Here is a 19,671-nt window from a genome sequence, read left to right as displayed (position 1 = left end):
GCTTGCAAAGCCCTGTGCAAGCGGTCTAAGATCGCAAAAAATTTGCAAAATCGATCTCTTTAGGAAAATTATGGCAACTTATATTATCGGTGACCTACATGGCTGCTTTGATGAATTTCAGGCAATTTTAGCTCAAGCTAAATTTAACCCAGAAGAAGATGAACTGTGGCTAACGGGTGATTTAGTTGCCCGAGGTGATAAATCACTCGAATGCTTACGTTTTGTTAAGAGCCTTGGTAAACAAGCCACCGTTGTATTAGGAAACCATGATCTACATCTCCTTGCAACACTTGAAGGTATCAAAAGAGTAAAACCCAAGGACAAAGTTGATCCGATTTTCCATGCACCAGACCGCGCTGATTTGCAAAATTGGTTGCGAAATCAACCGCTTGTAGCACTGCACCCCATTCATCAATTTGTGTTAGTTCATGCGGGTATTAGTCCTGAATGGGATTTGGATACCGCGCTAAACTGCGCTAAGGAAGTAGAACATGTATTACAAAGCAATGATTATCCTGCATTGCTTCAGCAAATGTACAGCAATAGCCCTGATCGTTGGTCACCAGAATTAACAGGGATAGAACGCTTGCGTTACACAATCAATGTTTGTACTCGAATGCGGTTTTGCTATGCCGACAAACGCTTAGACTTTGAATGCAAATTGCCAGTCGAACAAGCGCCTCAAGAATTAAAAGCATGGTTTGAGTTGGATAACCCTAAATTTCATCATCCTATCATATTTGGTCATTGGGCAAGTCTTATCGGCTATACAACGCCTAAACATATCTATGCGCTTGATACAGGTTGTGTATGGGGCAACTATTTAACAATGATTCGTTGGGAGGATAAGCAAATTTTTACACAAAAAAGACTCAATATGATTTAAAAACAAGCACTTAAAGCAAAAAACGAATCTGAATCTTGCTAATCTTAGTTTCATTCTCTATAATGCGCTTGTTTTCACTTCTTCAGTGCGACTATAGCTCAGTTGGTTAGAGCACCACCTTGACATGGTGGGGGTCACTGGTTCGAGTCCAGCTAGTCGCACCATTATCTTACTATCTCTTCTAATGCATCCCTAAATTTATTTAGAAAATCATTAATTATATTTCGCTGTTCCTGTATTATTTTCTTTTCATTTGCTATACTTGCCAATATACATATGCAATAAAGAGAATCTATATGCTACATTTTTGTAATAAAACGGCAAAAACTACTGCAATTCCGATCTTGCTTTGCGACTTTTATAAAATTTCACACCGCTTGCAGTATCCTGTCGGCTCTCAATTTATCTATAGTACGCTAACACCTCGCAGTAATAAACTCGCGCCACATTTAGATCGTGTAGTACCCTTTGGTTTCCAAGCTTTCATCGAAAAGTATCTTATCCACTACTTTAATGAGAACTTTTTCTCACGCCAAGAGGCTGATGTTGTTCAGGAATATAGCGCATTTATTAAGCGTACACTAGGATTCATTGACGATGGTGCACATATTGCTGCACTCCACCGTTTAGGTTATTTGCCATTGAAAATTAAAGCGATTGCCGAAGGTTTAAGTGTCGGGCTCAAAGTGCCTGTAATGACGATTGAAAATACTCATCCAGATTTTTTCTGGCTCACGAATTATTTAGAAACATTAATTAATGTTTCTTTATGGCAACCTATGGTTTCAGCTTCTATTGCTCGGCGTTATCGCCTAACATTAACTGAATTTGCACGACAGACATGTGATGAGGCAAACCATGTAGCATATCAATCACATGATTTCTCAATGCGTGGCATGAGTAGTTTAGAAAGTGCTGAAACGTCTGGAGCGGGGCATCTTACAGCCTTTGTCGGAACAGACACAATTCCAGCAATTTCCTATATTGAGCATTATTATGGTTGTAATCAACTCATCGGCACTTCTATTCCGGCTACGGAGCATTCTGTCATGAGTGCACACGGTCTTGATGAACTGCCGACATTTCGCTACTTAATGGCGCAGCATCCAGATTCTATGTTGTCGATTGTTGCTGATACCACTGATTTCTGGCACAACATTACGGTGAATCTGCCTATTTTAAAAGCTGAAATTCTAGCCCGCCCAGCACAGGCTAAAATTATTATTCGCCCAGATAGTGGAGACTCTTTCAAAATTATCTGTGGTGATCCTAATGCGACCACAGAACACGAACGTAAAGGACTCATTGAGTGTTTATGGGATATTTTTGGTGGCCATGTTAATCATAAAGGATATAAAGTACTTGATTCACATATCGGCGCTATCTATGGCGATGGGGTAAATTTTGCCAAGATGGTGCGTATTCTTGAAGGTTTAAAAGCCAAAGGCTTTGCCTCAGAAAATTTAGTTTTTGGCGTAGGCTCACTAACTTATCAAAACAATACGCGTGATACATTAGGCTTCGCGACGAAGGCAACCGCAATTACTATCAATGGACAAGAAAAAGCGATCTTTAAAGATCCAAAAACAGATAATGGGTTAAAAAAATCGCAAAAAGGTCGTGTAAAAGTGCTATCGCGTGATAGTTATATTGATGGATTAAATGCAAATAGCGATTTTAGTGATGATTTACTTGAAACCATCTTTGAGAATGGCAAATTACTAAAAAGAGTTACCTTCGAGCAGGTCCGAGCCAATTTGGCATTAGATTTTGCAGAAAAAATGGAAAACTTAAGCGCTTGTGAATAAAAATTTCATTGAAATTTCAGCAAAAAAATGAATAATAAGTTCTATTTAAACGCTGTCGCCAAAATACCTTATGTTATTTTGGCGATAATTTTTGCTATTAAGGACAGATATGAAACAAATCCCAATGACTGTGCGCGGTGCGCAGCAATTACGTGAAGAACTTGAATTTTTAAAAAATGTACGTCGCCCAGAGATTATTAAATCAATTGCAGAAGCTCGTGAACATGGCGATCTAAAAGAAAATGCCGAATACCATGCAGCACGTGAGCAACAAGGTTTCTGTGAAGGACGAATTCAAGAAATTGAAGGTAAACTTGGCAACGCACAAATTATTGATGTCACCACTATGGCAAATACAGGCAAAATCATTTTTGGTGCAACCGTAACACTGATAAACAATGACACAGACGAAGAAGTCACCTATCGTATTGTTGGCGATGATGAAGCAAATATCAAAGAAGGGCTGATTTCTGTCAATTCTCCTATTGCGCGTGGTTTAGTTGGAAAAGAAATTGATGATACGGTCAATATTAAAACCCCAGGTGGTAATGTTGAACTGGATGTCATTGACGTACAATATATCTAAACCAGAAATCAGCCCGAGGGCTGATTTTTCATTTTATCGCAATCACTTCACTGATAATCTGCCCCTCAGCAAGCTTACTGGTAATTTTCTCACCAATTTTAACCGCTTGTGTCGAAAGTAATGCCTTACCATGTTGATCTTGCGTTACCGAATAGCCTCTCGCTAAGATTTTTAATGGGCTTAATCCTTCCAATTTCACACATAGAGCTTGAAAAGCTTGCGCTCGTTGGCTGAAATGTCTTTGCATTGCAAAATCTAAACGTTGTTGCAGCTGGTTTGTTTGATGGTGATAGCCTGCTAATTGATAAGGCAATGGATTATTTTCCAAACGCTGTTGCAGATTTTGCCAACATTGTTGCTTAGCTTGCCACACTTGCAGCAATCGCTTTTCTAATTGCTGATTTAATTGCACTAAACGCATTTGTTGGCTCGCTAAACGACGTTGAGGATGCTGATTCACCAATCGTTGGGTGAGGTTTTCTAACTGCCGTTTTCCTTGAGTGCTTTGCTGATAAATTGTTCGGACAGCTTGTTGCCGCATTTGCAATAAATACTGCTGATAAGCACTAATTTGACGTGTTGGATGCTGAACGTTTAAGCGAAGCTGCAAGCGCTCAAATTGGGCTACTTTTTCTCCCCAGAGACGATCAAAAGCAAAACTGGCTTTATCTAGTTGCTGCTGTAAACGACGAGCAAGCTCCATTTGATCACGACTAACGAGCTCCGCAGCAGCAGAAGGTGTAGGCGCTCTTAAATCGGCAACAAAATCGCAAATTGTCACATCGGTTTCGTGCCCTACTGCACTAATAATAGGAAGAGATGAGTGATAAACCGCATAAGCAACAACCTCTTCATTAAAACACCACAAATCTTCTAATGAACCGCCACCTCGCCCAACAATTAACGCATCACACTCTTGACGTAGATTAGCAAGCTGAATCATCTCGGCTATTTCTTGAGCGGCTTCTTTACCTTGCACTAATGTGGGATAAATTACTACCTGCAAACTTGGATCACGCCGATTTAATACATTTAAAATATCCTGCAGGGCTGCCCCACTTGAGGAGGTTATAACCCCTACTCGTTTCACAAAATCAGGCAAAGGTTTTTTGTGTTCCTGAGCAAATAGCCCCTCCCCTGCCAATTTCATTTTAAGTTGTTCAAATTGCTGTTGGAGTAGCCCATCTCCCGCGGGTTGCATACTATCAATAATCACTTGATAATCCCCTCTTGGCTCATACAAGCTTACACTTGCACGCACAAGCACCTGCATACCATTTTGCACAGGGAAATTTACTCGCATATTTTTCATACGAAACATTGCACAGCGAACCTGAGCTTGTTCATCTTTCAAGGTTAAATACCAATGCCCAGAAACAGGCTTACTTAAATTGGAAACCTCGCCCATTAACCAAATTTGCCCAAGCTCAGATTCTAATAGATGACGAGCGGTATAGTTGAGTTGTGAAACCGTGAGAATAGTATTTTGCATAGCAGATAGGCGTGAAAAATAAAGCATGATAATACACGAATTCAGTAGAGCCGACAAAAGAGAATACTTAACCCCTAAGCACTTTTCAGGTAGTATGTTGCCAAATTTTCTCAATAAATGAATTATGCAACAATCTATCTCCCAATTTACCCATTTTGCCCGTATTTTAGGTTCACTCTTTTTCTATGAACCAAATGTGCCTCAAAATCAACCGCTTGTTATGCTATTTCAAAATAGCTCGTGGCAAGCAGATTGCGACTTTCTCCCCGAAAACAAGCGGGCAGAAATTCAACAAAATTTGCAAATGCAAAGCCTTGAACAACTTGATGAAGATTATCAAAAATTATTCATCGGCCCGAACCATTTGCCCGCACCACTTTGGGGATCGGTCTATTTAGATAAAGAAAGTGTAATTTTTGGCGATAGCTTGCTCGCATTGCGTGCCTTTCTGCAAGCACATCAAATCCATTTTTCACTAGCACAAAATGAACCTGAAGATCATATCGGCTTAATGTTTATGCTTACTGCTTATCTTGCCGAACAGCAACCTGAATTGCTCAAACCGTTTTTGCGTGACCATTTTCTAACGTGGGCATATCGCTTTTTTGAGCTATTTAATGCGGAAAGCGTACCATTTTACCGTGGCGTAGGAATGCTCGGCGAAGCATTATTGAAGGCGTTGCAAAAAAATTTGGAAATTGAACCGCTTGCCGTCAGACTTTATCGTTAAATATGAAAGACGAACGCTATTACAACGCCTATTTCACCCACAACCATATTTCACGGCGTGGCTTATTCCGTGCGTTGCTCGGCGGTGGACAAAAAGCCCACCTGCAAAACCAAGCGGATCTGCTAAAAAAATCCGCAGCACGCCCGCCTTTTGCCGTTGCCGAACCGTTATTTCTCAAACAGTGCAATGGCTGTGGCGACTGTGTCAAAGTCTGCCCATATGGTTTAATTCTGTTAAAAGACAACCAAGCCTGCATTGAAATAGATTTTTCAGCTTGTGATCTGTGTGGAGAATGTGCCAATGCTTGCCAAACAGGAGCCTTAGCATTAAACACCAAGCCCGATACCGGGCTTCGTCCCGAATTTGATTTCGCCTGCCTTCGCCAGCACAATCAACCTTGCAAATTCTGTGAAACCGCTTGCCCACAACAAGCCATTTCATTTAATTCCAGCACGAAAAAAATGCAATTAGACAATGAAAAATGCAACGGCTGTGGGGAATGTAAAGTGGCTTGTCCGCAGAATTATGTGAGTTTACAGCTGGCTTAAATAAATCCTACTAACAAAGCCAGCAAATTTTGTACCAGCCATAATTTTTACGAATACAGAGAAAAGTCAGTTTAACTTAAGATAGCATCGTAAATTAAACTGACTTTTGTGAAGCTCTGTATCTTCTATGCTTTTCACAATAGTCCAAACCTCTTGCGATTTAGTCCAACTCTTGTCAGAAATTGACTAGGGTCAATAATTTCCACATTCTCCCCTTTTATAGTTAGCCCGCTTTTTTATGTTTAATTTGTGGGGAACTATGCAGAATAAACCTGAAAATCCGATTTCAACGGAAAGACGACAATTTCTAAAAGGCACGGCAGCGGTCGGTGGTGTAGCACTGGCGGCTAGTAGCGTGCAAATTCCAATTGCGAAAGCAGAAACGCAATCAACCCCAACAAACAAAGGCGAAGAAAAACTGGTGTGGAGTGCTTGTACGGTAAACTGCCACAGCCGTTGTCCTTTGCGTATGCACGTGCAAGATGGGGTGATTAAATATGTGGAAACCGATAATTTAGGCACGGATGTCTATGGCGATTTCCACCAAGTGCGTGCCTGTGCAAGGGGGCGTTCAATGCGTCGTCGTGTGTATAATCCTGATCGGTTGAAATACCCAATGAAACGTGTCGGCAAACGTGGCGAAGGCAAATTTAAGCGAATTTCGTGGGACGAAGCCTTTGAAGAGATTGCGTCCAACTTAAAACGTATTATCGCTCAATATGGCAATGAATCGCTTTATTTGCCATTTACTACTGGCACAATCGGGGCGACTGTTGCGGCAAGTTATCCGCCACCACGCAGTATTTCCAACCGTTTTATGAACAGCATTGGTGGTTGTTTAGGCTCGCACGGGACATATAGCTATGCACAAATTTTTGAAGCGATTCCCTATATGTATGGAAGCAATGCCGCCAATAGCCCAACCGATATTGAAAATTCTAAATTAGTGGTCTATTTCGGTAACAATCCTGCGGAAACCCGTATGAGTGGTGGTGGCGTGACCTATCTCTATCAACAAGCCCAAGAACGCTCACAAGCCAAAACCATTATGATTGACCCTCGCTATAACGATACCATTGCAGGGCGTGGCGAATGGGTGCCAATCCGCCCGGGTACCGATGCGGCGTTGGTGGAAGGTATGGCGTATGTGATGATTACCGAAAACTTGGTGGATCAAGCTTTCCTTGATACTTACTGTATCGGCTACGATGAAAAAACCTTGCCTGAATCTGCCCCGAAAAACGGACATTATAAAGCCTATATTCTAGGCGAAGGCGACGACAAAACCACCAAAACCCCAGAATGGGCAGAGAAAATTACAGGCATTCCACAAGCACGAATTATTGAATTAGCACGTGAAATTGCGACCACCAAACCGGCTTACATCTGTCAAGGTTGGGGGCCACAACGCCACGCAAATGGTGAACAGGCGGCTCGTGCCATTGCGATGTTGGCTTGTTTAACGGGCAATGTGGGAATTAGTGGCGGAAACAGCGGTTCTCGTGAAGGTTTCTACACTATTCCATTCGTGCGTTTGCCCGCTGGTAAAAACCCGATTGAGGCAAAAATCCCAATCTTTATGTGGACAGATGCGGTAACTCGTGGCTCAGAAATGACAGCGTTGAAAGATGGCTTGAAAGGGGCGGAAAAGCTCAATCAAAATATCAAATTTATTATGAACTACGCAGGCAACTGCATTATCAATCAGCATTCCGACATCAACCGCACCCACGAAATTTTGCAAGATGAAAGCAAACTAGAAATGCTGGTGGTGATTGATAACCATATGACTTCAACGGCTAAATATGCGGATATTCTATTGCCTGATTGCACTACGTCTGAACAAGCGGACTTCTGTATGGACGGCTCAGCGGGCAATATGGGCTATGTGATTTTTGCCGATAAAGCGATTGAACCGCAATTTGAGTGTAAACCAATTTATGAAATCTACGCTGGCATTGCGGAGAAAATGGGCGTAAAAGAAGCCTTCACCGAAGGCAGAACCCAAGAAGAGTGGCTACGCCATCTCTATGCCCAAACCCAAGAGAAGAACCCGTTCTTCAAAGAGATTAGCTTTGAAGAGTTTCGTGAGCGTGGCATTATCAAACAAAAAGATCCTGCTGGGCATATGGTGGCTTATAAAGCCTTCCGTCAAGATCCTGTGGCAAATCCATTGAACACGCCATCGGGCAAAATTGAGATCTACTCTGAACGCTTAGCAAAAATTGCTGCCACGTGGGAGCTTGCCGAAGATGACATCATCAGCCCATTGCCAATTTATGCACGCCAATTTGAAGGCTGGGACGATCCGAAACGTGAGCAATTCCCGCTGCAATTAGTCGGTTTCCACTATAAATCTCGTGTGCATTCTACTTATGGCAATGTGGACGTATTACAGCAAGCCTCTTTACAATCGGTGTGGATCAATCCGCTTGATGCAGAAAAACGTGGGATTAAAAACGGCGATATGGTGCGGATTTTCAATGATCGTGGCGAAACTCGTGTGATGGCAAATGTGACGCCTCGTATTATGCCGAGCGTGACCGCAATGGGCGAAGGGGCGTGGTACACCCCAGATGGCAACCGCATTGACCAAAACGGTAGCTTTAACGTGCTCACCACACAGCGACCATCGCCTTTATCAAAAGGTAATCCACAGCACACCAACTTAGTGCAAATTGAATTAGTGAAATAAGGGGTAGAAAATGAGTAAAAAACAGTATGGCTTTTATATTGACTCGCAACGTTGCACAGGGTGTAAAACCTGCGAGTTAGCCTGTAAAGATTACAAAGATCTTACCCCAGATGTCAGTTTCCGCCGTATTTATGAATACTGCGGAGGTGGTTGGAAACAAGAGGGCGAAGCATGGACGCAAGATGTGTTCTCTTACTATCTCTCGATTTCTTGTAACCATTGCGACAACCCAGCCTGTGCCAATGTTTGCCCAAGTGGTGCAATGCACAAGCGTGAAGATGGCTTTGTTGTGGTGAATCAAGATGTGTGCATTGGTTGCCAATACTGCTCAATGGCTTGCCCATATGGTGCACCACAATTTAACCAACGCACAGGGCGTATGACCAAATGCGATGGCTGTTTTGAACGTGTAGAACAAGGCAAAAAACCGATGTGTGTAGAATCTTGCCCACTACGTGCGTTAGATCTGTTGCCGGTGGACGAACTGCGTGAAAAGTATGGCGAAATCAAAGATGTTGCACCACTTCCGCCATCAAGCTACACCAATCCAAACATTGCGTTACGCTTAAATACCAACGCCAAACCGACCGATTTTGAAGGCGGTTTCTTAGCCAATCCGAAGGAGGTTTAAAATGGGTGCAGGATTACACGAATTACCGTTAGTTTTCTTCACCGTCTTTGCACAGGCGGTCGTGGGCGCTTTTATCGGCTTAACCTTTATCCTTGCCACATCGCAAGGCAAGCAAGCAGAAAACCGCCTACACTATGCGATGACCATTTTATGGGGCTTGATGGCATTAGGCTTTATTGCGTCCACGACCCACTTAGGCTCGCCAGAGCGTGCATTCAACGCTCTAAACCGAGTAGGGGCATCGGATTTGAGTAACGAAATTTTCACTGGCTCAACCTTTTTTGCCTTAGGCGGTGCATACTGGGCATTGGCAACAGCGGTATTTTTGCAAAAAGATCAGGTAAAATTACCGCTTGTAGATAAACTCGCTGGCATTATTGCCCCAATTAGCCACAAATTGCCAAAAGGCTGGGCAACGCTTGGTAGAATAATTGTCACCATTAGCGGCGTAATTTTCGTTGGTGCAATGGCAAAACTTTATCTCATTCCAACCGTGCCAACGTGGAATAGCATTTTCACGCCACTCTCTTTCGGCTTAACCGCATTATTAGCAGGTTCAGCCCTAACGGTGGTGCTATTACAGTTAGCAAAAGTGGAAAAAGGGCAAACCTTATTTGCCAAACTTTCCGCACTCTTTGCGCTTATCGCAGTGGTGGTCACCATTTTCCACTATCAACATTTAGCCCAAACGAAAAATGCGATTTTTAATGCCTTAGATTTAGTCCCAAGCTATGCGATGTATAGCGTACTTCGCTTTATCTTTATTGGCTTGGGGATTGGGTTGATTTTCGTAAGTCTCAAAAAACAAACGGTCGTATTAAGTGGATTAGGTTGTTTGTTCATTGTCGCAGGCGAACTGATTGCTAGAACGCTGTTTTATGGTACGCATATGACGGTTGGGTTGAAAGCGTTGGGGGGCTAACAAGCGGTTAGATTTGACAGGAAATTGGCAAAATAAACGCCGTTGGGAAATCAAACGGCGTTTTTGTCTTTATTTAATACGCAATTCTTTTGGCAAGCAACCTTTATAAGTTTTAAAGAGCTTACAAAAATGCGCTTCCGATTGATAACCAACCGCGATGGCAATTTCTTGAATGGAAAGTGCACTATTTTGTAATAATAATTCGGCTTTTTGTAGGCGAATTTCGGTTAAAAATTTGCCTGCGGACATACCGCTTTTTTCTTTGAACAAGCGGATAAAATTAGAGCGAGACATTGCACAAAGTTCAGCAAGTTTATCCATTGACCAATCTTTTTCAGGCTGTTCTAATATTGTTTGAATAGCGATATTTAGGCGTTTATCTTGAAGGGCGGCTAAAATACCGCTTTGAATTTGATGGTGTGCTAAATAATCCCGAATGAGATAGGTAAAAAGCACATTAGCCAACGCATTGATCACCGTTTGATTACCCAAATTTTCTGCTTTTTCATCACGCAATAAGGCGAGCAATGCCAGCACCGAGTGATTATTTTCGGCTAAATGCCACTTGGGTAATTCAAATAATGCGGAGGGATAACGATAATGAAAAAAACCGCAGAACATTTCAAAATCATCATTGTCAGTTTGATGGTTACGACACACGGTAAAATGGTTGTTCGTTTGCCGTTGGATAGGAATTAGCTTGTCTGGGGAAATATCAAACAGTGTTGGACAGCTTGCTAATTCGTGTTCTGTACCGTAAGGAAAAAAGACCACATCGCCTGCCTTTAAATGGCGGCACTGCCCGTCTAATTTAATGCAACACTGACCTTTGGAAATAATATGAAAAACGCCAAGCGGTGTTTCACTTGCGGGGTGATCAATATGCCAATCACCGTGAAAACGGCAAAGCACTTTAATTTCACCTTCAATTTGGTGCAGTTTAATAAAAGAATCTAAATAATCCATCGTGATATACCAAGCGTGAATAAGTGCTAATCATACTCTAACAAGCGGTAAAAATCGCCTAGAAATCTACCAAGAACATAAATACGCACATCTGCGTATTTTCTCGGCGATAAAGCCGCATATAATCATTCTTTCTAGTGCTTACTTTCGCTATAATAACCGTAATTTTGACCCCGAGCCTGTTTGCCTAAGTCGTTGATATGGCGGCAGTGCCTGCGAAAATTCGCACAAGGTATCGCTGGAAACGGCTATGCCTCTCGTATTTAGAAAGGTGTTCAATGCAAACTATTCCGATCAAAAATATCGGCAACGATTCTGCCCTAGTGGATCGTTTTCAACGCCAATATACCTATTTGCGATTATCTGTGACTGATGTTTGCAACTTTCGTTGTAACTACTGTTTACCACACGGCTATCACCCACCTGCTCATAGACAAACGTTTTTAACCCTTGATGAAATTCGTCGTATTGCAAGGACATTTGCCGATCTTGGTACGGAAAAAATCCGGATTACAGGGGGAGAACCTACACTTCGTAAAGATTTTTTAGATATCGCTCAGGCAATTTCTCAAACACAAGGGATCCGCAAAGTCGCCCTGACGACAAATGGCTACCGTATGGAACGAGATGTGGCACTTTGGAAAGAAAGTGGTATTACCGATATTAATGTGAGTGTAGATAGCCTAGATCCTCGTCAATTCCAACTCATCACTGGCGAGAATAAGCTCCAATCCATTCTCAACGGTATTGATCACGCTTTTGCCGTAGGTTATAAAAAAATCAAAGTCAATGCGGTATTGATGAAACAATACACCGCCAAAGAGCTAGACAAATTTTTGGCTTGGATTAAACATCAACCTATTCAAATGCGTTTTATTGAGCTAATGGAAACGGGCGAAATGGATAGCTTTTTCAAAGCCCAACATCTTTCAGGGCAAAGCATTCTAACTCGTTTATTAAATGAAGGTTGGCAATTACAACAACGGGCAATCTCAGACGGCCCCGCCAAAGTGCTTTCCCACCCTGATTATGTGGGGGAAATTGGCTTGATTATGCCCTATGAAAAAAATTTCTGCGCCAGTTGCAACCGTTTACGCATTTCTGCCTTAGGAAAATTGCATTTATGTTTATTTGGCGAAGAAGGGGTAGAAATACGAGATCTATTACAATCTGATGACCAACGTTTACAATTGGAAACTCGTCTAAAATCTGCACTACAAGGCAAAAGAGAACATCATTATTTGCATATTGGGGATAGTGGTGTGCGGAATAATTTGGCGAGTATCGGGGGATAGCAAGCGCTGTTTTTTAGCGATTTTTTTGCAAAATGAAATATCATTACGGACGCCAGCGTGGCGTCCCTACAATTTCATCACCTTGTATGTAGGGGCGTGATGCTCACGCCCACAGGCGTACGCAGTACGCCTTACAAAAGACATAAAAAAATGCAGATAACAATTATCCATTCCCCCTAAAAGACAATAATTGTTCAATAACAAAACGCTGTTGTAGGGGCGTACTGCGTACGCCCAAACAGAGCATTATTTACATTTATTCGTTAGGATTTATATTGTTACGGGCGTATGCAATACGCCCCTACATATGTGCATTATTCTTGCTCAATATAAATTTAAAATTCCGCTTGCAGGGGTGACCGATGTGTCCGCCCGATACATTTAATACAAAAAAGGACAAATAATGACTCAATTTACCCACATCAACCAAAACGGCGAGGCTAATATGGTTGATGTTTCAGAAAAAAATGACACCGTTCGCATTGCGCGAGCGGAAGCCTTTGTGACCATGAATCCCGAAACCTTACAGATGATCGTCTCGGGCAATCACCATAAAGGCGATGTGTTTGCCACTGCTCGTATCGCAGGAATTCAAGCCGCAAAACGCACTTGGGAGCTGATCCCGCTTTGCCACCCTCTACTTCTTTCCAAAGTGGAAGTTCAGCTTGAAGCCTTGCCAGAAACCAACCAGGTTCGCATTGAATCACTTTGCAAATTAAGCGGTAAAACAGGCGTGGAGATGGAAGCTTTAACAGCGGCAAGTGTGGCGGCTTTGACTATTTACGATATGTGCAAAGCGGTGCAAAAAGATATGGTCATTGAAAAAGTCCGCCTGCTTTCAAAAAGTGGCGGCAAATCGGGTGATTTTGTGGCGGAATGATGGATTTATTAAATCAAATTCAAGTTGTACTGGTCGAAACGTCTCATTCGGGCAATATAGGCTCGGCAGCCCGTGCAATGAAGACGATGGGCTTTCATCATCTTAGACTTGTATCCCCTAAACAAGCCATTGATGAGCAAGCAACAGCCCTTGCAGCGGGTGCAAAAGATGTGCTAGAACAAACTCAAATCTATGATAGTTTTGATGAGGCCATTGCTGATTGCCAATTAGTTATTGGTACGAGTGCTCGATTACGCCATTTACAAAGTAGTTTGATTGAGCCTAAAGCCTGCGGTGAGTTGGTAATGCAACGTGCCGAGCAAGGCAAAATTGCACTGGTTTTTGGGCGTGAACGGGTGGGATTAACCAATGAAGAACTGCTCAAATGTCAATACCATCTGAATTTTCCAACAAACCCTGATTACGGCTCACTTAATTTAGCGATGGCAGTACAGCTTGCCTGTTATGAAATTCGCATGGCGTGGTTAGCACAACAAAATTTGCAAAAAAAATCAGAAAATCGACCGCTTGCCGACTACCCTAGTGCTGAAAACTTAGAACATTTTTTCGCCCATACTGAACGGCTTTATCGAAAACTAGGCTTTATCCGTAACGATGCTGTTATGCTAAAATTACGCCGACTTTACCAGCGTGCGGAATTGGAAACTGCCGAATTAAATCTATTACGCGGTATGCTAACCGCAGTAGAAAAACGGCTATAGTAAAAGAGCCTTGATTTCTCAAGGCTCTTATTCATTTAAAACTGCTCTTTCGCTTCGTTTAAGATATTTTCTGGAATGAGGGTACCAAGCTCTTTGGCAGTCTGGGTGTTTACCGATAATTCCATTTTGTTCACGCCGTGCGTTGCAATATCACCTGCTTTTTCGCCATTTAAAATGCGTGCGGCAATTTTACCTGTTTCTGCACCAATATCATATTGGCTTACCGCATAAGCCGCTAATGCACCACGTTTTACTGTGTCTCTATCCGCCGCAATCACAGGCACTTTTGCTTCCAATGCTGCTTTATGTAACGCTTCATAAGCCGAGACAACCGCATTATCTTCTGAAATATAGATAGCTTGCACTTTACCATTTAAGCTACGAGCGGCTGTACCAATATCTGCACTGCGTTGTACTGCAACTGGCACAACTTTCACATTGGCTTTAGCAGCCGCATTTTGTAACTCTTCTAAGACAATCGCAGAGTTTACCTCCCCTGCACTATACACATAACCTACAGCTTTTAATTCCGGTACAAGGGTTTGAATCAGCTGAAGTTGTGGTTCGATTGGTTTGTGATCAGAAATACCAGTTACATTTGTGCCACTTGGCTCCCATGATTTCACTAATTTTGCCGCAACAGGATCTGTTACCCCAGAGAAAACTATCGGAATTGAGCGTGTTGCCGCCACAACCGGCTGAGCACTCGGTGTGGTAATCGGAATAATAATATCGGCTTTATCGCCCACAAATTTACGTGCAATTTGTGCCGCCGTTGCGGTGCTCCCCTGTGCAGATTGGAAATCAATCTTGATATTTTTACCTTCTTCAAAGCCTTGGCGTGCAAGTTCTTCAATCACGCCTTGACGAATAGTATCCAATGCAGGGTGTTCAACAATAGCGGTAATTGCTACATTATGTACTTTTTCGCTGGCAAAGGCATTCAAAGCCAAAGCAGAAAGAGCGGTAAAAAGAATAGTTTTACTAAATTTCATAAGAGCATCCTTGTTTATTACATTTGCTTGTCTTGTTGTACTATTAAAGTAGTGCGCTGCATATAAGATAAAGTATTGATATAAACAATGCAAGTAAATTTTCAGAAAGTTGTAAACAATTGATAGAAAGCAACGCAAAAAAAAGCCTATCAATAGATAGGCTTATACATTTATTTAACCAGCTTTAAATGACCTGACTTTTTAGGTTTTTTGGGTGTTATCTTCTCACTTTCTTTAACATCCGCTGTACGCATAAGATAATTTTCCGCATCATAATACGGTTCATCTTGGAACATAACACCATCCCCTGTTTCTTGAGCATAGATAGCCTCGGCTGCACCTAAAGGTACATATACATCACGTAGCATGCCTTGAAATCTAGCGCTAAAACTAATGCCTTCATCATCAACAATATATTGCCCAATTGAGCGTGGGGAAATATTTAAGATGATCTTACCATCACGCACAAATTCCTGCGGCACATCTGTACCAGGATATTCGCTATTTACCAATAGATAAGGGGTATTATCATTATCCAAAATCCATTGGTAATAAGCGTGGTAAAGATAAGGTCGTAACGGTTTCATTAATCTTTATCATCCATGAGGTTTTTCGGCGCACTACCACCTACTGATTGTAAAAAGCTATCGCGTTTAAATACTCGGCTCATATAACCTTTAACGGCTGCACTTCCCTTACCGCTAAATTCTACGCCTAAATTGTGCATACGCCATAATAACGGAGCAATATAGCAATCTACTAAGCTGAAATCTTCACTCAAAAAGTATTCAGTATCAGAAAATACTGGCGCTAGCGCTAAAATCTCTTCACGCAATTGCTTTAAAGCTTTTTGCGCATCTGGCGTGTTAGGATCGCGATCAATAAAATCCATTAATGAATACCAATCTTGTTGAATACGATGCATATTTAAACGACATTGCGCACGTAAGACAGGATAAACAGGCATTAGCGGTGGATGTGGGAAACGCTCATCTAAATATTCCATAATGATACGAGCATTAGAGAGTACTAAATCACGATCAACTAGGGTTGGTGTTGTGCCACGCGGGTTAACTTCCATTAAATCTTCTGAAATCGTACCGCGTTGTACGTTTTCAATTTCATAAGCAACGCCCTTTTCCGCTAATACAATACGTACTTGGTGGCTATAAATATCCGTTTTTTCAGAGAAAAGCGTTGGCACAGAACGCTTGTTTGCACTCGTCATTGCATACTCCCAATAGAAATGTAATATTGTCAAATAACGGCGAATTCTACCATAACTTGCAACTTGATTTACAGCAGTTTATTTGTGATTTTTTACAGAAAATTTGATCAAATGCTTTGACGATAACACATAAAAGCTCTAGCATTTGCAACGGATGAATTTATTAACTTAAGGAGTAACTCGTGGAAACAACTAATCCAAAATCTGTTCAAGACATGTTGGACTATATTCACCTCTATCGTTTAAAAAATAAACTGCTACGTGAAACTGCAGATAACGACAAAAAAATCCGCGATAATCAAAAGCGAATCTTATTATTGGATAACTTAAACCAATATATTAGTAATGACATGACCGTAGAGCAAATTCGCACAATTATTATGGATATGCGTGATGACTATGAAAATCGTGTAGATGATTACATTATTCGGAATGCAGAACTTTCCAAAGAACGTCGTGAAATTCGTAAAAAAATGGCCGACTGCTCAGCGAAGAAAACAAAATAAATACCCATAATACAAGCGGTGCAAATCTTGCAAAATTTTGCAAAAATTGCACCGCTTGTTTCATGGTTACCTTACTGCCTGTTCAATCCGATCTGCAAATTTACCAATGCTAATAGCAAAATTATTCGAGCGGTTCCAGTCCATAATCGTGCGATAGTTATTTGAGACTAAAAACGCACGCCCTACTTCTTTATCTGGACGCACTAACCATAATTTTGCACTGCGTAACGCATTTAATTTACGATTTTCCTGCTCGCTAGGATAAGCTAAATAAAGCCCCATAGATTGCCATTCAGAAAGTGATTTTGCCTGATGCTTTTCAATACCAGCAAATGAGAGATCCATTGGCTGAGCTAATTTCACTTCAACCCCCCAAGGCAGATTTTGTTCCCATCCTACTGTAGCAAGATAAGAGGCTATTGAAGCAAAAGCATCATACTGGTTTCGCCAAATGTCTTTTTTGCCATCGCCATCACCATCTGCTGCATATTTCAAATATGAGGTTGGCATAAATTGAGTTTGTCCCATTGCACCAGCCCACGATCCTTTCATTTCAGCACGATAAATCGTTCCGTTTTGTAACATTTTCATCGCATTGACAAATTCTTGAGTAAACAACGCCTCTCGTCTTCCGTCAAAAGCTAAAGTTGCCAGCACTGAGAGCACATCAAAATTACCTTGATAGCGTCCAAAGCTACTTTCCATTCCCCAAAGAGCCATTAAATATTCTTTAGGGACACCATATTTTTGGCTTGCTTTATGTAGATGAGGTTGATATTGCCACCAGCGATCTACCGCAGCATCCACCTTAGCTTGGGTTAAAACTTTATTTAAATAATTGGTTACACCGTTAGGATTAGGTGCAGGCGGAGGGGTATTTGGATCACGACGACGCGCAGCTTGTTCCTGATCTAACTCCACAGCCCGAGCCACATAATTAATATTAAACTGAGAGTTTAAAACCTTGGCAGATACGCCTTGTCCAGCGGCCTTTTGTTTTAAAAAAACAACATAATCCGTAAAATTTTGGAATGTACGCGGTTTAGCATATTGCGCATCCAGCGCTAAGGGCTTAATCTGCGACTTATCGCTAGAACAAGCAACTGCCAATAAAGTTGCAGCACTTATTAATGCAACATTACGTAATTTTTTATACATCATTATCCTTGTCTATCACTACCATTCGGCTTGGTCGAATCACATTATCTTCGCGAATTTCAGCTACACCTAAAAAGATTCCATCTGCTGAAAATAAGCGCGCTGCACCCAGAATATGCTGCTCATTAGCAAACTTCAGCCTTTGACCAAAGCCAACAGCCTTAGTTTGCAACTCATCTAAATTTATTCTCGGCAAACGGCTCACCGCGCTATCTATCGGCAAAAGCAGCTTATCTAACGTGGCAAGCGCTTGATTTTCGGCTAAATTTTGCAAATTCTCAATGGTCATCATTCTCTCAAATGGATAATCTGCAACCGCAATACGGCGTAACATCGTCACGTGTGCCCCACAGCCTAAAGCCTCACCTAAATCATCAATTAAGGTGCGAATATAAGTTCCTTTTGAACAATGTACTTCAAGGGTCAAAAATGGTGCCTGATATTCAATAAATTTCAGCTCAAAAATGGTAATAGGACGTGCTTCACGCACTACATTAATCCCCGCACGAGCGTATTCATATAAGGGTTTACCATTATGTTTTAAAGCAGAAAACATCGTTGGTACTTGCAGAATATCACCACGAAATGCATCTAAATTCGCTAAAATATCATGCTCAGAGACATTAACGCTCCGCGTTTGCACAACTTGCCCATCGGCATCACTCGTATCTGTACGCTCCCCGAGTTTTGCGCAAACTAAATAACGTTTATCCGAATCTAATAAGAACTGCGAAAACTTAGTGGCTTCTCCTAAGCAGATAGGCAACATCCCTGTTGCTAAAGGGTCAAGCGCGCCTGTATGCCCAGCTTTATTGGCATTAAATAGCCGTTTAACCTTTTGCATAATATCGTTAGAACTAACCCCCTGCGGTTTATCTAACAAAAAAATGCCATGAATATCTCTGCCTCTTTTTTTTGGTCTTCTCCCCATTATGCTTCGTTTTCCGCCTCTTCATCAACATGGCGAGCTTGGTCTTGGCGTACAACATTGGTAACCAAATTCGACATTCTCATGCCTTCAACCAACGATTTATCATAGAAAAATTTAAGCTCAGGCACGATACGCAAACGCATCGCTTTACCCACTAAGGTGCGGATATAACCTGAGGCATTATTCAAACCTGCTAGGCTACGTGTAATCGCATCTTGATCATTATCGAATAAGAAGGTAACGTAAATTTTCGCATATGCCAGATCACGACTAATCTCAACATCAGATACGGTCACCATACCAATGCGCGGATCTTTTACCTCACGCTGTAAAATAACCGCAATTTCTTTTTGTAATTCTTGAGCGACACGGTCGCTACGTTTAAATTCTCTAGACATGTTCTTTTCCTAAATCATTAAGCCCAAGTGAGGGCGCAAATCGGTTGATGATAGTCTAAAAGCTAAAAATAGACAAGGTACAAACAGGCAATGCCTTTACAAAAATGCATACTTGTTCACATTTTTGTAAATTCTTACTTGTTTCTTCAAGCAAACTCCCGTATAGTCTTCGCCATTAGTCGGGGTGCCGTTAAAGGCTGAGATGATACCCGTGAACCTGATTCAGTTAATGCTGCCGTAGGAAACTAATGATGCCAAGATCCCATTCTATCTCTCTCATTTATTCTATCCTGC

20 protein-coding genes, 1 tRNA gene and 2 riboswitches are annotated in these 19,671 nt (G+C 41.7%); of the genes, 13 read left to right on the top strand and 8 right to left on the bottom strand.

The features are described 5' to 3' along the window. The first annotated feature begins 70 nt into the window (after positions 1-70). The 4 genes from apaH (at position 71) to greA (ending at position 3,280) form a co-directional block, all read left to right on the top strand. Positions 71-886 (top strand): bis(5'-nucleosyl)-tetraphosphatase (symmetrical) ApaH, encoded by an 816-nt coding sequence (gene apaH / locus EDC51_RS01420; protein WP_131927971.1) that lies wholly within the window; start codon positions 71-73, stop codon positions 884-886. Between the two features lie 87 nt (positions 887-973). Beyond that, positions 974-1,050, top strand: a tRNA-Val gene (locus EDC51_RS01415). Positions 1,051-1,182: 132 nt separating this feature from the next. Further along, a complete protein-coding gene (locus EDC51_RS01410; RefSeq protein ID WP_131927970.1) occupies positions 1,183-2,694 on the top strand; it encodes a nicotinate phosphoribosyltransferase in 1,512 nt (503 codons plus the stop codon). Between the two features lie 109 nt (positions 2,695-2,803). After that, positions 2,804-3,280, top strand: a complete 477-nt coding sequence (greA, locus tag EDC51_RS01405) for a transcription elongation factor GreA (protein WP_015432498.1) — start codon at positions 2,804-2,806, stop codon at positions 3,278-3,280. A gap of 28 nt (positions 3,281-3,308) precedes the next feature. Here the strand turns inward: greA and xseA are convergent, their stop codons facing one another. Beyond that, positions 3,309-4,772: an exodeoxyribonuclease VII large subunit gene (gene xseA / locus EDC51_RS01400; protein ID WP_170169256.1), complete on the bottom strand. Its 1,464-nt coding sequence runs from the start codon at positions 4,770-4,772 to the stop codon at positions 3,309-3,311. A 124-nt stretch (positions 4,773-4,896) separates the two neighbouring features. On the opposite strand from xseA, the gene dmsD reads away from it, so the two are divergent. From dmsD to EDC51_RS01375, 5 genes are all read left to right on the top strand, one after another. Next, positions 4,897-5,502 (top strand): Tat proofreading chaperone DmsD, encoded by a 606-nt coding sequence (gene dmsD, locus EDC51_RS01395; RefSeq protein ID WP_131927968.1) that lies wholly within the window; start codon positions 4,897-4,899, stop codon positions 5,500-5,502. Positions 5,503-5,504: 2 nt separating this feature from the next. Beyond that, on the top strand, positions 5,505-6,050 hold the full coding sequence (napF, locus tag EDC51_RS01390) for a ferredoxin-type protein NapF (protein ID WP_131927967.1): 546 nt from the start codon (positions 5,505-5,507) through the stop codon (positions 6,048-6,050). 259 nt (positions 6,051-6,309) lie between these two features. Further along, a complete protein-coding gene (locus tag EDC51_RS01385) occupies positions 6,310-8,745 on the top strand; it encodes a DmsA/YnfE/YnfF family dimethyl sulfoxide reductase (RefSeq protein WP_131927966.1) in 2,436 nt (811 codons plus the stop codon). Positions 8,746-8,755: 10 nt separating this feature from the next. Continuing rightward, on the top strand, positions 8,756-9,376 hold the full coding sequence (locus EDC51_RS01380) for a DMSO/selenate family reductase complex B subunit (RefSeq protein WP_015432493.1): 621 nt from the start codon (positions 8,756-8,758) through the stop codon (positions 9,374-9,376). Between the two features lies 1 nt (position 9,377). Then, positions 9,378-10,298, top strand: a complete 921-nt coding sequence (locus EDC51_RS01375) for a DmsC/YnfH family molybdoenzyme membrane anchor subunit (protein ID WP_131927965.1) — start codon at positions 9,378-9,380, stop codon at positions 10,296-10,298. Between the two features lie 69 nt (positions 10,299-10,367). On the opposite strand, the gene EDC51_RS01370 is transcribed toward EDC51_RS01375, so the two are convergent. After that, entirely contained in the window at positions 10,368-11,264 is an 897-nt protein-coding gene (locus EDC51_RS01370; RefSeq protein WP_131927964.1) for a helix-turn-helix domain-containing protein, read from the bottom strand. 159 nt (positions 11,265-11,423) lie between these two features. Beyond that, a riboswitch (molybdenum cofactor riboswitch) is annotated at positions 11,424-11,554 on the top strand. Between EDC51_RS01370 and moaA the strand changes: the two genes are divergently transcribed. The 3 genes from moaA to trmJ all read left to right on the top strand — a co-directional run bounded on the left by moaA (position 11,543) and on the right by trmJ (position 14,161). Next, positions 11,543-12,559: a GTP 3',8-cyclase MoaA gene (moaA, locus tag EDC51_RS01365; RefSeq protein ID WP_131927963.1), complete on the top strand. Its 1,017-nt coding sequence runs from the start codon at positions 11,543-11,545 to the stop codon at positions 12,557-12,559. (Overlaps the previous riboswitch by 12 nt.) A gap of 403 nt (positions 12,560-12,962) precedes the next feature. Next, positions 12,963-13,439 carry a cyclic pyranopterin monophosphate synthase MoaC gene (gene moaC, locus EDC51_RS01360; RefSeq protein WP_015432486.1) on the top strand — a complete coding sequence of 159 codons (477 nt, stop codon included), beginning with the start codon at positions 12,963-12,965 and terminating at the stop codon, positions 13,437-13,439. Further along, complete coding sequence (trmJ, locus tag EDC51_RS01355; protein ID WP_064317953.1) at positions 13,439-14,161, top strand: tRNA (cytosine(32)/uridine(32)-2'-O)-methyltransferase TrmJ; 723 nt, start codon at positions 13,439-13,441, stop codon at positions 14,159-14,161. The genes moaC and trmJ overlap by 1 nt, the downstream gene beginning before the upstream one ends. Before the next feature lie 35 nt (positions 14,162-14,196). On the opposite strand, the gene EDC51_RS01350 is transcribed toward trmJ, so the two are convergent. The 3 genes from EDC51_RS01350 to EDC51_RS01340 form a co-directional block, all read right to left on the bottom strand. Further along, on the bottom strand, positions 14,197-15,156 hold the full coding sequence (locus EDC51_RS01350; RefSeq protein ID WP_131927962.1) for an ABC transporter substrate-binding protein: 960 nt from the start codon (positions 15,154-15,156) through the stop codon (positions 14,197-14,199). A gap of 170 nt (positions 15,157-15,326) precedes the next feature. Further along, positions 15,327-15,743, bottom strand: coding sequence for a ClpXP protease specificity-enhancing factor (locus tag EDC51_RS01345; RefSeq protein ID WP_015432483.1), 417 nt, complete (start codon positions 15,741-15,743; stop codon positions 15,327-15,329). Then, positions 15,743-16,384 (bottom strand): glutathione S-transferase N-terminal domain-containing protein, encoded by a 642-nt coding sequence (locus EDC51_RS01340; RefSeq protein WP_015432482.1) that lies wholly within the window; start codon positions 16,382-16,384, stop codon positions 15,743-15,745. The genes EDC51_RS01345 and EDC51_RS01340 overlap by 1 nt, the downstream gene beginning before the upstream one ends. Before the next feature lie 182 nt (positions 16,385-16,566). Between EDC51_RS01340 and EDC51_RS01335 the strand changes: the two genes are divergently transcribed. After that, positions 16,567-16,890, top strand: coding sequence for a DUF496 family protein (locus EDC51_RS01335; protein WP_025267069.1), 324 nt, complete (start codon positions 16,567-16,569; stop codon positions 16,888-16,890). Positions 16,891-16,956: 66 nt separating this feature from the next. On the opposite strand, the gene EDC51_RS01330 is transcribed toward EDC51_RS01335, so the two are convergent. Genes EDC51_RS01330 through rbfA form a run of 3 tightly spaced genes read right to left on the bottom strand, consistent with a single transcriptional unit; the run spans position 16,957 to position 19,377 of the window. Continuing rightward, positions 16,957-18,048, bottom strand: coding sequence for a lytic murein transglycosylase (locus EDC51_RS01330; RefSeq protein ID WP_015432480.1), 1,092 nt, complete (start codon positions 18,046-18,048; stop codon positions 16,957-16,959). Next, complete coding sequence (gene truB / locus EDC51_RS01325) at positions 18,041-18,979, bottom strand: tRNA pseudouridine(55) synthase TruB (protein WP_131927960.1); 939 nt, start codon at positions 18,977-18,979, stop codon at positions 18,041-18,043. Before truB ends, EDC51_RS01330 begins: the two co-directional genes overlap by 8 nt. After that, the gene (rbfA, locus tag EDC51_RS01320) at positions 18,979-19,377 is read right to left on the bottom strand and encodes a 30S ribosome-binding factor RbfA (protein ID WP_131927959.1); all 399 of its coding nucleotides are present in this window, start codon (positions 19,375-19,377) and stop codon (positions 18,979-18,981) included. Before rbfA ends, truB begins: the two co-directional genes overlap by 1 nt. A 170-nt stretch (positions 19,378-19,547) precedes the next feature. Then, positions 19,548-19,638, top strand: a riboswitch (TPP riboswitch). The last annotated feature ends 33 nt before the right edge of the window (positions 19,639-19,671 follow it).

Source organism: Bibersteinia trehalosi (assembly GCF_004346205.1).
GTDB classification, from domain to species: domain Bacteria; phylum Pseudomonadota; class Gammaproteobacteria; order Enterobacterales; family Pasteurellaceae; genus Bibersteinia; species Bibersteinia trehalosi.
The sequence above is the reverse complement of the archived record's forward strand: the minus strand, read 5'-3'. Positions and strand labels throughout refer to the sequence as shown.

What these genes read in the sequence shown, in the direction of transcription:
- apaH (WP_131927971.1), top strand. Translation starts at nt 71, where the DNA reads ATGGCAACTTATATTATCGGTGACCTACATGGCTGCTTTGATGAATTT.
- EDC51_RS01410 (WP_131927970.1), top strand. Translation starts at nt 1,183, where the DNA reads ATGCTACATTTTTGTAATAAAACGGCAAAAACTACTGCAATTCCGATC.
- greA (WP_015432498.1), top strand. Translation starts at nt 2,804, where the DNA reads ATGAAACAAATCCCAATGACTGTGCGCGGTGCGCAGCAATTACGTGAA.
- xseA (WP_170169256.1), bottom strand. Translation starts at nt 4,772, where the DNA reads ATGCAAAATACTATTCTCACGGTTTCACAACTCAACTATACCGCTCGT.
- dmsD (WP_131927968.1), top strand. Translation starts at nt 4,897, where the DNA reads ATGCAACAATCTATCTCCCAATTTACCCATTTTGCCCGTATTTTAGGT.
- napF (WP_131927967.1), top strand. Translation starts at nt 5,505, where the DNA reads ATGAAAGACGAACGCTATTACAACGCCTATTTCACCCACAACCATATT.
- EDC51_RS01385 (WP_131927966.1), top strand. Translation starts at nt 6,310, where the DNA reads ATGCAGAATAAACCTGAAAATCCGATTTCAACGGAAAGACGACAATTT.
- EDC51_RS01380 (WP_015432493.1), top strand. Translation starts at nt 8,756, where the DNA reads ATGAGTAAAAAACAGTATGGCTTTTATATTGACTCGCAACGTTGCACA.
- EDC51_RS01375 (WP_131927965.1), top strand. Translation starts at nt 9,378, where the DNA reads ATGGGTGCAGGATTACACGAATTACCGTTAGTTTTCTTCACCGTCTTT.
- EDC51_RS01370 (WP_131927964.1), bottom strand. Translation starts at nt 11,264, where the DNA reads ATGGATTATTTAGATTCTTTTATTAAACTGCACCAAATTGAAGGTGAA.
- moaA (WP_131927963.1), top strand. Translation starts at nt 11,543, where the DNA reads ATGCAAACTATTCCGATCAAAAATATCGGCAACGATTCTGCCCTAGTG.
- moaC (WP_015432486.1), top strand. Translation starts at nt 12,963, where the DNA reads ATGACTCAATTTACCCACATCAACCAAAACGGCGAGGCTAATATGGTT.
- trmJ (WP_064317953.1), top strand. Translation starts at nt 13,439, where the DNA reads ATGGATTTATTAAATCAAATTCAAGTTGTACTGGTCGAAACGTCTCAT.
- EDC51_RS01350 (WP_131927962.1), bottom strand. Translation starts at nt 15,156, where the DNA reads ATGAAATTTAGTAAAACTATTCTTTTTACCGCTCTTTCTGCTTTGGCT.
- EDC51_RS01345 (WP_015432483.1), bottom strand. Translation starts at nt 15,743, where the DNA reads ATGAAACCGTTACGACCTTATCTTTACCACGCTTATTACCAATGGATT.
- EDC51_RS01340 (WP_015432482.1), bottom strand. Translation starts at nt 16,384, where the DNA reads ATGACGAGTGCAAACAAGCGTTCTGTGCCAACGCTTTTCTCTGAAAAA.
- EDC51_RS01330 (WP_015432480.1), bottom strand. Translation starts at nt 18,048, where the DNA reads ATGTATAAAAAATTACGTAATGTTGCATTAATAAGTGCTGCAACTTTA.
- truB (WP_131927960.1), bottom strand. Translation starts at nt 18,979, where the DNA reads ATGGGGAGAAGACCAAAAAAAAGAGGCAGAGATATTCATGGCATTTTT.
- rbfA (WP_131927959.1), bottom strand. Translation starts at nt 19,377, where the DNA reads ATGTCTAGAGAATTTAAACGTAGCGACCGTGTCGCTCAAGAATTACAA.